The organism is Micromonospora sp. NBC_00617, assembly GCF_045161355.1.
In the GTDB taxonomy this organism is placed as follows: domain Bacteria; phylum Actinomycetota; class Actinomycetes; order Mycobacteriales; family Micromonosporaceae; genus Micromonospora.
The window spans coordinates 1,092,938-1,106,535 of sequence record NZ_CP107751.1 but is presented as its reverse complement, the minus strand read 5'-3'; the positions used below and the strand labels follow the sequence as shown (position 1 = coordinate 1,106,535).

Genomic DNA, 13,598 nt, shown 5'->3' with positions numbered 1-13,598 from the left:
GGCAGAACAACGCACACGACCCAGCCCCGAGTCGCTGCCGGTCCTTCTCTACTGCGCGGCGTGGCGCGCTCAATAGCCTGGCGCACATGGTCTCACCAGGGCACATCGACAGTGCCGCGCCGAGCACCCGGACGACGCGGACCCACCAGGCAGCCGGAACCCGCGCGCCCCGGCGTCGGGGGCGATCGGTGAGCCTGGTCCCACGGCCACCGGTGACCGTGCGGTTCCACGGAACGCGATCGGCCGAGGGGCCCCTCAACATCGGCCAGTACAACATTCTGCAGTGGCTGCGTCGTGAGTCGGAGCAGTTCTTCGCGGCCGTCGCGGGGGAACTCGATGTTCCGGCCGCGACCGTGGTCGATGACGTCGCCCGAGCACTCGCGGTCCTGATCGAGCGGCACGAAGGACTACGTACGACCTACGTGGACGGCGTCGAACCGCAGCAGTTCGTGCAGGCCACCGGCGAGCTTGTCGTAGAGGTTTACGCGATCGAGGCCGCTGACCCACAACTCGTCGACCGGGCCAGCCTGGCCAGGGACCTTACCCGGCGGTTGCGCGCCGCGGGGGCGTACCGCATCGGCGAACTGCCGGTCCGGGTCGCCCTCGCGGTGTCATCCGGTGACGCGTCCACCAGCTTCGCCGGGGTGGTGCAGGCCGCGGTGATCGGCTGCTCGCATCTCGCGGTCGACTATCAGGCCATGGAGATCATCAAGCGGGAGTTCGCGGACCTGATCCGTGACCGCGATGCACGACCGGCCGGCGGACCACCAATCCAGCCGTTGGACCTGGCCGCCCTGGAACGTTCGCCCAAGGCCCTGCGGCACGAGGAATCGGTGCTGAGCTACTGGAAAGACCGGTTCTCCCGCATGCCGCAGTGCCTGTACCCGGTCCCGCGGGTCGCCGCCGGCACCGAGTCGGTCTCCGTCGAGATGACCTCCGCCGCAGCCGGGATGGCGTTGCGAGCGGTGACGGCGCGCACCAGGACGAGTCGCGCCAGCGTCGTGCTGGCGGCGATCGGCGCGGTGCTCTCGCACCGGACCGGCGTACGGGAACTCGTGCTCCCCACCCTGTCGGCCAATCGTTTCGAGCCGCACCTTCGGCAGCACGTCGGCAGCCTCGCGCAGCTCGCGTCGATCACGCTCACGATCAGTGACACCACCTTCGACCGGCTGGTCCGGCAGGCGTGGGCTGCCGTGGTCGACGCGAGCCGGCACGGCCGTTACGACGTGGACCGGCAGAGTGCCATCGCACGCCGCATCGAGCACGAGCGCGGCGTCGTATTCGATTGCGAACCGCTGTTCAACAACCTTGTCATCGAGTCCGGTCGGGCGGCAGGACGGGCCACGGCACCGGTACCCACGCCGGATGAACTGGTCGCCGCGCGACGCACGACGCAGCTGCGGCGGCAGCCGATGCCCGCCGGGACCACGCTGATCCGCTTCGATCTCTACGGCACCGACGGACAGTTGCGTCTCGGCTGTTGGAGCAGCGACACCGGCCGTATCCCCGACGACGAGGTCGAATCGCTGCTCCTGGCGGTCGAGAACCTGTTGATCGCGGCCGGGTCCGCTGACCTCGGCGCCCGAGGGATCCGCGACTCGATCCCGCTCAGCCCGGTGCAGCGGGGCCCCGGCTGGCTGCTCGTGGACGGCTGCTGGATCGAGGTGGCCGAGGTGCAACGGTTGCTCGACGACAGCCTGCCGTCGACCGGTGCCAGGATCTTCGCGGAGGTGGACGGCCTGCCGTTGGTCGCTCATCTGGCGCGGACCGAGGCCATTCGCACCCCCGAACAGGCCCACGCCGCTTGCCTGGCAGCGGTGAAGGCGTATCCGACGGCGATGACACCACGGCGCTACGTCATCTGCGAACGCGTCCCGGACAACCCCGACGACCCGGGCGCCTGGCTCGACGTGTGCCGCCAGGGATCCGGCCGAAACGTCGGAGCCGGCGACCCGGGGTCCTGCTGATCCGACCCGACCACCAGATGCGATGAAGGGAGCCGACGGTGACCACGAGCAACATCACGCCCGTACGCCTCATACCCGCGGTATCAAGCGATGAGTCGACACTGCCCGCTGTGCTGACCGCGCCCAGCAGTGGCGTACCGGCCGAGAGTCAGATCGCCGGGATCCGGGAATCGGTCCGTCGGCAGCTGCACACCCACGGCGCGGTCCTGCTGCGCGGCTTCGACATCGGCAGCGTCAGCGGGTTCGAACGGGTCGTCCGGGCGGTGTCCGGTGCGCCGCTGTCCTACGCCGAGCGGTCGTCACCGCGTAGCACCATCGAGGGCCAGGTCTACACCTCGACGGACTACCCACCGACCGAGGAGATCTTCCTGCACAACGAGAACTCGTACCAGGCGACCTGGCCGCTGACGCTGTTCTTCTACTGCATCACCCCGCCCGACACGCAGGGTGCCACGCCGCTGGCCGACACCCGCCGGATCCTACGGTCGATCGATCCGAGCGTGCTGGAGGAATTCACCCGGCGCGGCTGGACGGTGGTACGCAACTTCACCGAGGGCTTCGGGGTGCCGTGGCAGCAGGCGTTCAACACCACCGACCGGACGGAGGTCGAGCGCTACTGCGCGCGTAGCGGTGTGGAGGTCCAGTGGGTCGGGCGCAACGGCCTGCGTACGACGGCCCGCCGCCGGGCGGTGCACCAGCACCCGGTGACCGGCGAGACCGTCTGGTTCAACCACCTCACGTTCTTCCACGTGACCACGCTGCCCGAGGAGGACTGCGAGGGGCTGCGGGAGATGTTCGACGAGGCGGACCTGCCCACCAACACGTACTACGGCGACGGCGGGCGAATCCCCGACGAGGTCGTGGCGCACCTGCGCGACTGTTACCGAGCCGCCCAGCGCCGCTTCGACTGGGAGCGCGACGACGTACTGGTCGTCGACAACATGCTTGCGGCTCACGCCCGTGAGCCGTTCACCGGGCCACGCAAGATAGCCGTGGCGATGGCCGAACCATTTCCGGCTTCGTGAGAAAGGTGGCACCTGACCGACGGAGGGACACCGCTGCGGCGGCCCTCCGTCGGCCTGCCCGGGAGAGGCTGATCAGCCCCACGGCGTGTCGCCGGCAACAGCGACCACCGACATGGCCGACGGGACGATCAGGCGCGGACCGGAAACCATTGAAACTAGCAACTCAGTACCCCTTGTCTGCTTCGGTTCTTGTGCCGGCTGCCGCCGACAGAAACGAAGCTATGGCCGGCCGTTTTCGGCTCCCCATCACGACGCTTTCCTCGCCGGCCGCTGCCTACCCGATCGGCGATAGCGGTGTGAAGGTGCCCGGGACGACGGTTGAGCAAGAATTGCCTACTCTCCGTCAACGAAGGCGACCCTCCTCATGGCCTCATGGTTGGACCAGCGGACCGCTCCGCATGTCGGCACCGCAACGCTGATCTGCATACCCAGCGCCGGTAACGGTGACTTCCAGTTCGACCGATGGCCCGACACCGTCGGCCCATGGTGCGTTGTCCGCCCGCCGGTCGTCGGCGACCTGGGCGGCCAAGCACCGGGAACGCGGTCTGCGGCCCAGCCCCCTTCAGGGTTGCCGGAGCGGGCCGCGGAGCTCGTGGCGGACCTCAAGCGCCGAGGGGTCGAGAAGTTCGCGTTGTTCGGCCACGAGGGTGCCGCGCTGCTCGGCTACCAGGTCGCGGTCGAGCTGGACCGGCGGGGCGCGCCGGCACCGCTGCGCCTGTTCATCTCGGGCTGTCCCGCACCCCAGTACCTCAGCCGCTATGCCGGCGAGGCGCACACCGAACCGACCGACGACGAACTGACCGAGCGGGTGCTGGCGACCGCAGTGGCCATGGGCACCATCCCGCTGCCGTCGATCGTCGCGGCCGGCGCACGGGCACTCCGGGCCGAACTGGCCGCGTTGCGGGCCTATCAAGTGCCCCACCCGGCGCCGCTGCGCTGTCCGCTGACCGCGATTCGGTGGCTGGACCAGGGCATCGAGGCGGAGGTGGTGGCCGGCTGGTCGGCGTACGGGGACACCGATCTGGTGCAGTTGCCCGGGTCCGGATTGAGCTATGCGACCGAGCCGGCCGATCTGTTGCGGGTCATCGGTGACCAGATGCCGGCCGCTGACCGCCGTCGGCCAGCCGAGTGGTGACGACGGCACGGTCGCCTCGCCCGCGCAGCCTCCGCTGATCCGCTGCCGACCGTGGGAACGACCAACCGCACCCGAGTGACACGTCGTCCGTGGCTGCACGCCGGTGTGCACCCACGGACGACGGACTCAGATCAACCCGGCCGCTACCCCACAGGCCACGGCGTGGGCGCGGTTGCGAACCTGCAACCGCGCCATCATGTCGTAGATGACGTTCTTCACCGTGTGGTTGGAGCACAGCAACGACCGAGCGATCATCGCGTTGTCCTGGCCCTCGGCCATCAACGCGAGCACCCTCGTCTGACGGGGCGTCAGCGGCGACCGGCCGGCCGTCCAGGACGTTTCGGCCTGGTTCGGCGTACCGGTGCCACCAAGCACCCCGACCAGTACCTCGTGCGGCAGCCGGACCTCCCCGTCCCGGGCGGCCTGCACCGCAGCGGCCAGTCGGCTCGGTGTGACGTCGGCGAAGCGGAGCATCACCAGAGTTCCCGAACGCAGTACGCGTACCACGTCCGTCGGTGAGAAGCGGTCGGCGACCAGCAGCGTCCGCTGCGCCATGGACCGCGGCCGCGCCGGGCACGCCGTCAGCGCCTCGTGCACCGTGTCGACCGCCGTGACGATGACGGTGTCCGGTGATTCGTACGGGTCGGGCACGGGTGTGACGCCGGCACGCCGCAGCGCGGCCAGCACCTCGGCCCGGATGGTCGCGTTCGGGGCCACCACGTGTGCAGTCAATGCCATCATGATCTTCTCCTGTTCGCCGTTCACAACATCCCGGCCCGCAGGGCGAAGGCCACCGCGTGGGCCCGGTTGCGCAGCCGGAATCGTCGCGTGATGTCATGCACGACACTGGTCACCGTTCGCGTCGAGTAGCACAGCTCCTTGGCGATCTCACCGGTCTCCCGGCCCTCGGCGATCAGCCGCAGCACCGCGCGCTCGCGGTCGCTGATGTTCGGCGCCAGGGTGCCGGCCGGAACCGCCGGCGCGGCGAGCAACCGGTCGAGCATGTCCGGCGAGACCGTGCAGTCCCCCTCACCGGCGGCCAGCACGGTGCGGGTGAGCCGCTCCGCGGTCGCCTCCCGGCGCCGAAGCAGGCCGCGCGCACCCGCCGCGATGGCTCGCAGCGCGTCAGCCGGCTCCACCTCGGGCACGACGAGCACCACCTCGGGCCGGTCCGCGGCGGTGCGGACGGCCCGCACCGAATCCAGCGCGTCCTGGCCCAGATGGTCGACCACCAGAACCGTGACCGCCGCCTTCTCCCGCGTCGTCACCACCGCGATGTCCGGGCACCCGAGCATCGCGCTCGTCACGCCCGCCTCCAGCACGGGGTCGGTCGCCATGACGTTGACCCACATCGGTTCGCCCATCACGCCTCCTTCGTCGTCACGCCGGGGCGTGGCGTCGGAATGTCCTGGCCGGATGGTTCCGCGACGAACTAACAGGTCGCTGTCGACTCGCTGTCGACTCGCTGTCGGCCGCCGGCGCAGCCTGATAGCGGAGCATCGACTCGCCATCGTCGCGTCAGCGCCGGTCGTCCTACCCGTAAGGCGACGGCCGGCTGCGCCGGCGGCCGACCCGGTGGCGGCAGCCTTCCCGTATGTCTGCCGACTCTTCTCTGCAGGCGATCCGTGTTTCCGTGGCACATTGACAACCGTTGTAGATCCGTGCCGAGAACGTCGATTGCCGCCGTTACGGAAGGAGCGGTTGATGGAGGCCGTCAGCTCATCTCCGGCCCTCCTACCTGGACGGACACGAATCGGAAAAGCAAGGGTCGGTACCGAAAAATCGCCGAATCAGCAGGACGTGGGTGAACCAGTGATTAGTTCTGACGTCAGTGACATCGCCGCAGACCTTGCGGCGAACGCCACTCTTCTGGAGATCGCCGAGAATCTGGGACTTTCGCCGCTACTCGATCGCGGGACGCCGTTCACGCTGGCCGAGGCAACGACCGCGACCGGCGTTCCCGAAGCTCGCGCTCTCCTCTTCCTGCGCGCCATGTCCGTCGCCGGGCTGCTGGAGCGCGACGCCGAGACCGGGCCGTTCACGCCCTGCGCGGAGCTCGCGGACCGGCGGTACGAGGCGGGCTACCTCTCCTGGTCGCTCAGCGCGAACCGGCCGTACATCGATCACGCGGAGCGGTTTCTGCGTGAGCCGGACGCGGCCGGCCGCCAGCACCAGCGCGACGGCAGACGGGTGGCGGTGTCGTCCCGCTGGATCGGCTCGCGCGGTTTCTATCCCGGAGTGCTGTCCGAGATCATCAGCCGCAAGCCCCGACACATCGTCGATCTCGGCTCCGGCGCGGGCGCGCTGCTGATCCGGCTGCTGACCGAGCTGCCCACCAGCACCGGCGTGGCCCTGGACCTCAGCCCGGCAGCGTGCGAGGAGGCCGAACGCGCCGGTCGCCACGCCCAGGTGGACGACCGGCTCACGGTGGTCAACCGGTCCGTCGAGACGCTCGTCGACGACCCCGCTGCACTCGACGGCGCGGACATCATCCATGCCGGCTTCGTCATGCACGATGTCGCTCAGCATCCCGAGGTCTTCGCAGGCGTCCTGCGGGCCTGCCGCGAGCACCTCGCCGACGGCGGCTGCCTGGTGGTCACCGACGCGGTGCCGTACGTGGACACGCCGGGCGAGCGCGCCTTCAGCGCCCTCTTCAGTTACCTGCACGAGAGCTCGATGGGCGTACGGCTGCCGACCGAGGACCGGTGGTGCGAACTCTTCCGGCAGGCCGGTTTCTCCGAGGTGGCCAGCACCGCCCTGGGAATGCCCGGCAGCCGCCTCTTCGTGGCCACGCGATGAGCCGGAACGGCGGAGCAGCGACGCTGGCGGAGCACGACGCCGAGCGCATGGCCATGGCCCTGTACGAGGCGCGGAGCAACCGCGTGCCGATCGCTCCGTTCACCGACGCCTGCCCCACGCTCGACGCGGCCGGCGGATACGCCGTCCAGCGCCGGCTGACCGAACTGCTGATCGCCGACGGCGAACGGGTGATCGGCTACAAGGCCGGGCTCACCTCCGCCTCGATGCAGGAGATGTTCGGGGTCCACGCCCCGGACTACGGCCCGGTGTTCGCCTCGACCGTCCGCGCGGACGGTGCGTGCTTCGCTCGCGGCGAGTTCATCTCGCCGAAGGTGGAAGCCGAGATCGTCTTTCGGCTGGCGAGGCCGTTGACCGGTCCTGGCGTCACCGTGGAGCAGGCCCACGCGGCGATCGGAGAGGTCATCGCCGGTCTCGAGATCGTCGACTCCCGGATCACGGATTGGCGCATCCGGTTGGGCGACACGATCGCCGACCTCGCCTCGAACGGCGCGGCCGTGCTGGGACGCTCGATCCCGGCCAGCGCGGAGCTGGACTACCGGCTCGTGCGAATGGCCTTCCGTCGCAACGGGGAGTTGGTCGCGTCCGGTCAGGGCGCCGACGCCCTGGGCAACCCGGTGGCGGTGGTGGCGCTGCTGGCGAACCTGCTGGGCGAAAGTGGCGTCACGTTGGAGGCCGGCCAGTTGATCATGACCGGCGCCCTGCACGCCGCGGTCCCGTTGAGCCCCGGTGACACCTACACCGCCGAATTCGATCATCTGGGCTCGGTCACTCTGCACGTCACCAATACGTAGTCCCGACGCGGGTAGGAAGGCGATCTCCTCGATGAATTCAGAACGACGGCTGTCAGCTGGGGTGCTCGGCGCCGGGCTCATCGGCGTCGACCTGGCGGTGAAAGTCGAGCGCTCCGCTGCACTAGACCTTCGCCTCGTCGCTGGTCGGACGGCCGACAGCCCGGGCCTCAAGCGGGCTGCTCGGCTGGGGCTGCCGGCCGCCAGCCGGGGTCTGTCGTCACTTGCCGACCTCGACGAACCGCTCGACGTGGTCTTCGACGCCACCAACGCCGGCTCGCACGCCGAGCACGCCGAGGCGCTGGCACCGCTCGGCACGCTGCTGATCGACCTCACACCCAGCCGGATCGGGCGCATGGTCGTCCCCACGGTCAACGGCGCGGAGGCCGCCGCTCACCGCGACCTGAACATGGTGAGTTGCGGTGGGCAGGCATCGGTGCCGATCGTACGAGCGATCACCCGAGCGCACCGCATCGACTACGTGGAGGTGGTCGCGACCGCCGCGACGCTCAGCGTCGGCCGCGGGACCAGGCTGAACCTCGATGAGTACGTGGAGACCACTCAGGACGCGCTCCGCGAGTTCACCGGCGTCGGGGACGTGAAGGCCATCCTCAACGTCAGTCCGGCTCGTCCTCCGGCGACCTTCAGGGTGGCCATGTCGCTGGTCGGCGAGGGCCTGACCCACGAGTCGGTGCACCCGCTCGTGGCGTCCGCCGCCGCCGACGTCCGTGCGTTCGCCACCGGCTACACCGTGACGAGTTGCATCGTGAACGACAACAAGGCGTTCATCGCCGTGGAGGTGACCTCCGCAGGCGACCAGATACCCGCCTACGCGGGCAACCTCGACATCATCAACTCGGCTGCGATCCGGGTCGCCGAGCGTTGTGCGGTGCAACGCCGACCGATCGAGGCCATGGAGGTCGTGTCATGAGCCAACAAGCTGCGGAAAGTTCGCCGAGACAATCGATCCTGATCCACGACCCGACGCTGCGCGACGGGCACCACGCCGTCCGCCACCAGCTCGGGCGGGAGCAACTTCGGGCGTACGCTGCCGCCGCCGACGCCGCCCGGGTACCCGTCGTCGAGGTGGGACACGGCAACGGCCTGGGCGCCTCGTCCCTGCAAGCCGGCCGAGCCCTGCTCAGCGACGAGGCGATGCTGTCGGTGGTCCGGGATGCGTTGACCACCACCAAGCTCGGCGTCTTCATGCTGCCGGGCTGGGGCACGACCGAGAGCATCCGGCTGGCCGTCTCGTACGACGTCGACCTCGTCCGTATCGGCACTCATTGCACCGAGAGCGACCTGGCCGAGCGGCACCTCGGGCTGCTGCGCGACGCGGGCGTCGACGCACACGGCGTGCTGCTGATGAGCCATATGGCCAGTCCCGAGCGCCTGGCCGAGGAGTGCACGCGGCTCGTCGAGTTCGGTGCGACCGGCGTCGGCATCCTCGATTCCTCCGGCCACTACCTGCCGCAGGACGTGGGCACGCGGATCGCGGCCATCCGGTCCGCCGTCAGCGTGCCGGTGATGTTCCACGGGCACAACAATCTCGGTATGGCGGTGGCGAACTCCATCGCCGCCGCCGAGGCGGGCGCCACCATCCTGGATGCCTGCGCCCGGGGGTTCGGCGCGGGGGCCGGCAACACGCAGCTGGAAGTTCTCGTGCCCGTGCTCGAACGGCTGGGCTATGACACCGGCATCGATCTCTATCGGCTGCTGGACGCGGCGGACATCGCCGAGCGGGAGCTGATGCCCGCGCCGCCCACCATCGACTCGATCGGCGTGGTGAGTGGTCTCGCCGGAGTGTTCTCCGGGTTCAAGAACCGGGTGCTGGACGTCGCCGCCCGCGAGGGCGTCGACCCGCGCGACGTCTTCTTCGAACTGGGCCGCCTACAGGCGGTGGCCGGGCAGGAGGACCTCATCGAGGACGTGGCGCTCGCGTTGCGTGCCGGGTCCACGGGTCAGCTTGAACGGACGACAAGCCATGTTTGACCAACTCAAGACCATCCTGGTCGAGGATCTGCAGATGCGGACCGAGGACGTCGTGGCCACGGCCGATCGCGTCGAGGTTGGCCTCGACTCCCTCGCCGTGGTCGAGCTGTCGGACCTGCTCAGCAAGCGGCTGGACATCCACATCTCCGACTACGAACTGCTGGAACTCGCGACGGTTGGCGATATCGCCGAGCTGGTCGCGGAGCGCTGTCGTGCGTGAGGCCGCGGGGCCGACCGCCGGAAGGTCCCATGCCGTCACCCGGGCCCTGTCGCGCAACGAGTCACCGCACGGCCCGTTGCCGGACATCGTCGCCGCGGTCGCGGCGAGCAGCCGGGACGTCAACCGCTATCCCGACCCGGCGTGTACCGACCTGACCGTGGCGCTCGCCCGGCGGCACGGTGTCGAACCGGATCGGGTGGCCGTCGGCGCCGGATCCTGTGCGTTGCTCCAGGCGGTGTTCCAGCTCGCCGGGCCGGGTGCGACGGCCGTCTACGCCTGGCGTTCCTTCGAGTACTACCCGATCCTCGCCGGCCATCTGGGGGTCCACTCGGAGCGGGTGCCACTCGCCGACGACGTGCACGACCTCGCCGCCATGGCCGATCGCATCACCGCCACGACCCGGCTGGTCGTCATCTGCAACCCCAACAACCCCACGGGTACGCTGCTCGGCCTGGACCGGCTGCGCGCGTTCCTCGATCGCGTCCCGCCGACCTGCCTGGTCGCCCTCGACGAGGCGTACTTCGAGTACGTCGACGAGCCGATGGGAACCGGCGGTCTCGCGTTGTGCGACAGGTATCCCAACCTGGTGGTGCTGCGCACGTTCTCGAAGGCGTACGGCCTGGCCGGGCTCCGGGTCGGCTATCTCATCGGCGCGGCGCGCATCGTGGCGTCGCTGCGCGAGATGACGCTGCCCTTTGCGGTGAGCGCGCCGGCCCAGCAGGCGGCGGTCGCCGCCCTCGCCCTTGAGGACGTGCTCCTGACGCGGGTCCGGCAGACGATCGCCGAGCGGACCCGGGTGCGGGCTGCCCTGCTGGCCGACGGCTTCGCGGTCCCGGCCAGCCAGGCCAACTTCCTGTGGCTCGGGCTCGGCGAGAACGCGGACCCGTTCGGCAGTTGGTGTGCCCGGGTCGGAATCGAGCTGCGGGTCTTCGACGGGGAGGGCGTCCGGGTGTCGCTCGGTTCGCCCTCGGACAACGACGCGTTCCTCGCGGCGGTACACCAGTGGCGCGTCCGCAACGCACCGGAACTACTCACGACTGGAGCGCTGAGATGATGTCCGAGATCACAGCCCTTCACCGGAAGGTGATCGTCGCGCCGGGAATGTGCAGCGGCGGCTCTCTGATCTTCGGGCGGATCGGCGACTGGACGTGGGAATCGGTGGCCGAGACCTGCCGCACCAACGTGCACGCCGCCCGTACCGCCGAAGGCCAACCGACCTACCTCTCGTTCTACTACTACCGGGTCCGGGGCGGGAAGGTCGTTCATCCGCACGGCCTGGCCTTCGGTGACGAGCTTGAGGTGACGTCGAGGGTCTTCCAGTTCGGCAGCGGCTCGGTTCTGACGTTGCACCGGCTCGCGCCCGCCGGCTCCGGCCTCGGCACCGCGTTCCTCGATCCGGCGGAGGTCTACGAGACGCCGGACCCGGAGTGCATGTACGCGGAGACGCTCAACCGGTGGATCGCGCGCGGCAATCCGGGCAGCAACCGGGTTCTCTCCGAAACCGTCCCCGACGGCTTCGACAACGCCGACCTGCCGCGACTCCCCAATCAGTTCTCACCGCGTACGCTCGTCGGCCGCGCCCGCGGTGCGGGCAGCTTCCTCACCCCGGCGCCGCCGGGATTCGCGGTCGCCGGGGGCGAGCTGTCCTTCGAGTACGCACTGGACGCCGTACGGGACATCAACGGCGCCGGGCTGGTCTACTTCGCCTCGTACTTCTCGATCTTCGACACGGCGCTGTTGCGTCTGTGGCGTGGGCTCGGCCGCACCGAGCGGCAGTTCCTCCAGCGGCGGGTGGTCGATCAGAAGGTGGGCTTCTTCGGCAACGCCGACTTGGGCTCGCTTTTCACCGTCACCGCCCGGAGATGGCAGAACGTCACCGACCCGCTCTCCGAGATCGCCGACCTGGAACTGCGCGACTCCGCCAGCGGTCGGCTGCTGGCCGTCGCGGCGATCGAGACGGAAACCCCTTCGACGCTGGCCTGAGGACGGCGTCGACCCGACAGACTGCGAGCCCGGCCGGCACCCCACCGGCCACGCTGATGGGCGCGGTTGCGAACCTGCAACCGCGCCCATCAGCGCATAGCTGACCTTCGTTAACCGGGTGGGCCGCACTTGCGCACCGCGTCCTCGCAACCGCCCGCACCGGGTGGGCGTCACACCGCACCGGCCGGACTGAAGCTCTGCCCTTGAGCTACGCCCGCGCGATCGTCGTCGGAGGACCGGGCACCAGGGCGCTTCCTCCGCGTCATCACACGGTGCTGTCCGGGCCGACGTCGGCCCGGACAGCACGTCCTTCACATCTGTCGGGTGAACCGTTCCGCGAGGAACCAACCCTGGTTCGCGGGCACTGGGCCCGAGCGGGCTACCCAGCAGCTGCCGTCGCAGGCTCGGGCTGCGGGCTGGTCAGCGCCACCGGATTGAAGTGCCGCAGTGCCACCACCAGGTTGACCGCAGCGAGGGTGGACAGGGCCGCGAGGACGAGCAGGGTCGTCGTCACGCCGAAGCGGCCGATCGCCATCCCGCCGGCCAAAAAGCCCAGCGGGCCGGCGATGTTGCTGATGGTCATGACCGCCTGGATCACCTTCGCTCGGATGTCCGCCGCGAACCGGGTGGCCAGGATGCTGAAGAACGGAGCGTTGGACAACGGAAGCGCCGCACCGGACACCGCGAGCGCGGCGACCAGGACCGGCACCGGCACGTCGAACAGCAGCACCCACCAGGGCAGGACGAGCTGGAAGGCTGCCAGCCCGAAGACCATCGTCGGGGACAACCGGCTGCCGATCAGATAGCTGACGGCCGCCCCAGCAATCGCGCCGGCACCGAAGCCGGAGAGCAGCAGCCCACCGACCCTGGCATCGCCGGCGAAGCGGGCGAACGCCAGCAGCGGCAGCGCGAGCATCAGGACCCGCATGAGGAAGCCGAAGCTGACAGTCGTGACCATCACCCGTCGCAGGAAGTCGTCCCGGAGCAGTGCGCGTACCCCGGCCAGGATTCCGGAGTGGTCCGGGGTCTGCCGCTCCTGCGGTGCCGGCGTCGCCGGCTCCGTCCGCCGCGTGCGCGGGACGAACCGCCACAACAGCAGACCCGACACCGCCGAGGTCACGGCGTCGAACAACAGCACCTTCTCCGCGCCGAGCGTCGCGATCAGCACGCCCGCTATGGCCGGGCCGGTCAACGCGGCGATGTTGAAGCATCCTTCCAGCACGCTGTTCGCCCGCATCAGCGCCTTCGGGTCCGGACCGGCGAGTTCGGTGGCCAGGTCGCGTTGCGCGGCGAAGTAGGGCACTCCGAGTACGCCGATCACCGCGACGATCGTCAGGAGCAGGGGAAAGCTGAGCAGGCCCACCGCGGCCAGCGCGGGTATCGACGCGATGGCCACGAACTGCGCGAAGTCGATGACCACCATGGTTCGGCGTGCGCCGTACCGTTGGATGACCTCGCCGCCCGCGAATCCGAGCACCGCCATGGGGAGCACCGACACGGCGAAGACCAGACCCGCCCGCGGTGCCGAGCCGGTGCTCTCCAGCACCAGCCACGGCAGCGCGAGCGTCGTCATCTGGGTCCCGACGGCGGACCCGGCGCCGGCGGCATACACCGCCGCAAGGGCCCGTCTGGTGGTGCCCGGTGCGGGAGACGGCGCGGTCGACATAG

At 69.7% G+C, this 13,598-nt stretch carries 13 protein-coding genes; 10 read left to right on the top strand and 3 right to left on the bottom strand.

The genetic code is table 11. From position 1 onward, the window contains the following. The first annotated feature begins 188 nt into the window (after positions 1-188). The 3 genes from OG505_RS04960 (at position 189) to OG505_RS04950 (ending at position 4,127) form a co-directional block, all read left to right on the top strand. Complete coding sequence (locus tag OG505_RS04960) at positions 189-1,967, top strand: condensation domain-containing protein (RefSeq protein ID WP_405431308.1); 1,779 nt, start codon at positions 189-191, stop codon at positions 1,965-1,967. Positions 1,968-2,020: 53 nt separating this feature from the next. Continuing rightward, the gene (locus OG505_RS04955) at positions 2,021-2,992 is read left to right on the top strand and encodes a TauD/TfdA family dioxygenase (RefSeq protein WP_405434392.1); all 972 of its coding nucleotides are present in this window, start codon (positions 2,021-2,023) and stop codon (positions 2,990-2,992) included. A gap of 364 nt (positions 2,993-3,356) precedes the next feature. After that, complete coding sequence (locus OG505_RS04950; RefSeq protein ID WP_405431306.1) at positions 3,357-4,127, top strand: thioesterase II family protein; 771 nt, start codon at positions 3,357-3,359, stop codon at positions 4,125-4,127. 126 nt (positions 4,128-4,253) lie between these two features. Here the strand turns inward: OG505_RS04950 and OG505_RS04945 are convergent, their stop codons facing one another. Together OG505_RS04945 and OG505_RS04940 are read right to left on the bottom strand one after the other, a co-directional pair. After that, a complete protein-coding gene (locus OG505_RS04945) occupies positions 4,254-4,868 on the bottom strand; it encodes a LuxR C-terminal-related transcriptional regulator (protein WP_405431304.1) in 615 nt (204 codons plus the stop codon). Positions 4,869-4,888: 20 nt separating this feature from the next. Next, positions 4,889-5,491: a response regulator transcription factor gene (locus OG505_RS04940; protein WP_405431303.1), complete on the bottom strand. Its 603-nt coding sequence runs from the start codon at positions 5,489-5,491 to the stop codon at positions 4,889-4,891. Between the two features lie 436 nt (positions 5,492-5,927). On the opposite strand from OG505_RS04940, the gene OG505_RS04935 reads away from it, so the two are divergent. From OG505_RS04935 to OG505_RS04905, 7 genes are read left to right on the top strand one after another with little or no spacing between them, the layout of a single operon-like run. Next, on the top strand, positions 5,928-6,926 hold the full coding sequence (locus OG505_RS04935; protein ID WP_405431302.1) for a class I SAM-dependent methyltransferase: 999 nt from the start codon (positions 5,928-5,930) through the stop codon (positions 6,924-6,926). Beyond that, complete coding sequence (locus OG505_RS04930) at positions 6,923-7,738, top strand: 2-keto-4-pentenoate hydratase (RefSeq protein WP_405431301.1); 816 nt, start codon at positions 6,923-6,925, stop codon at positions 7,736-7,738. The genes OG505_RS04935 and OG505_RS04930 overlap by 4 nt, the downstream gene beginning before the upstream one ends. Then, a complete protein-coding gene (locus OG505_RS04925) occupies positions 7,674-8,666 on the top strand; it encodes an acetaldehyde dehydrogenase (acetylating) (protein WP_405431299.1) in 993 nt (330 codons plus the stop codon). The genes OG505_RS04930 and OG505_RS04925 overlap by 65 nt, the downstream gene beginning before the upstream one ends. Continuing rightward, the gene (dmpG, locus tag OG505_RS04920) at positions 8,663-9,727 is read left to right on the top strand and encodes a 4-hydroxy-2-oxovalerate aldolase (RefSeq protein ID WP_405431298.1); all 1,065 of its coding nucleotides are present in this window, start codon (positions 8,663-8,665) and stop codon (positions 9,725-9,727) included. Before OG505_RS04925 ends, dmpG begins: the two co-directional genes overlap by 4 nt. Continuing rightward, a complete protein-coding gene (locus tag OG505_RS04915) occupies positions 9,720-9,947 on the top strand; it encodes an acyl carrier protein (protein ID WP_405431297.1) in 228 nt (75 codons plus the stop codon). Before dmpG ends, OG505_RS04915 begins: the two co-directional genes overlap by 8 nt. Beyond that, positions 9,940-11,001: a histidinol-phosphate transaminase gene (locus tag OG505_RS04910; RefSeq protein ID WP_405431296.1), complete on the top strand. Its 1,062-nt coding sequence runs from the start codon at positions 9,940-9,942 to the stop codon at positions 10,999-11,001. Before OG505_RS04915 ends, OG505_RS04910 begins: the two co-directional genes overlap by 8 nt. Continuing rightward, the gene (locus OG505_RS04905) at positions 10,998-11,930 is read left to right on the top strand and encodes an LnmK family bifunctional acyltransferase/decarboxylase (protein ID WP_405431294.1); all 933 of its coding nucleotides are present in this window, start codon (positions 10,998-11,000) and stop codon (positions 11,928-11,930) included. The genes OG505_RS04910 and OG505_RS04905 overlap by 4 nt, the downstream gene beginning before the upstream one ends. Positions 11,931-12,309: 379 nt before the next feature. Here the strand turns inward: OG505_RS04905 and OG505_RS04900 are convergent, their stop codons facing one another. Next, the gene (locus OG505_RS04900; RefSeq protein ID WP_405431293.1) at positions 12,310-13,596 is read right to left on the bottom strand and encodes an MFS transporter; all 1,287 of its coding nucleotides are present in this window, start codon (positions 13,594-13,596) and stop codon (positions 12,310-12,312) included. Positions 13,597-13,598 lie beyond the last annotated feature (2 nt).

Coding starts and splice junctions, on each gene's coding strand:
- OG505_RS04950 (WP_405431306.1), top strand. CDS start 3,357: ATGGCCTCATGGTTGGACCAGCGGACCGCTCCGCATGTCGGCACCGCA.
- OG505_RS04945 (WP_405431304.1), bottom strand. CDS start 4,868: ATGATGGCATTGACTGCACACGTGGTGGCCCCGAACGCGACCATCCGG.
- OG505_RS04940 (WP_405431303.1), bottom strand. CDS start 5,491: ATGGGCGAACCGATGTGGGTCAACGTCATGGCGACCGACCCCGTGCTG.
- OG505_RS04930 (WP_405431301.1), top strand. CDS start 6,923: ATGAGCCGGAACGGCGGAGCAGCGACGCTGGCGGAGCACGACGCCGAG.
- dmpG (WP_405431298.1), top strand. CDS start 8,663: ATGAGCCAACAAGCTGCGGAAAGTTCGCCGAGACAATCGATCCTGATC.
- OG505_RS04915 (WP_405431297.1), top strand. CDS start 9,720: ATGTTTGACCAACTCAAGACCATCCTGGTCGAGGATCTGCAGATGCGG.
- OG505_RS04905 (WP_405431294.1), top strand. CDS start 10,998: ATGATGTCCGAGATCACAGCCCTTCACCGGAAGGTGATCGTCGCGCCG.
- OG505_RS04900 (WP_405431293.1), bottom strand. CDS start 13,596: ATGTCGACCGCGCCGTCTCCCGCACCGGGCACCACCAGACGGGCCCTT.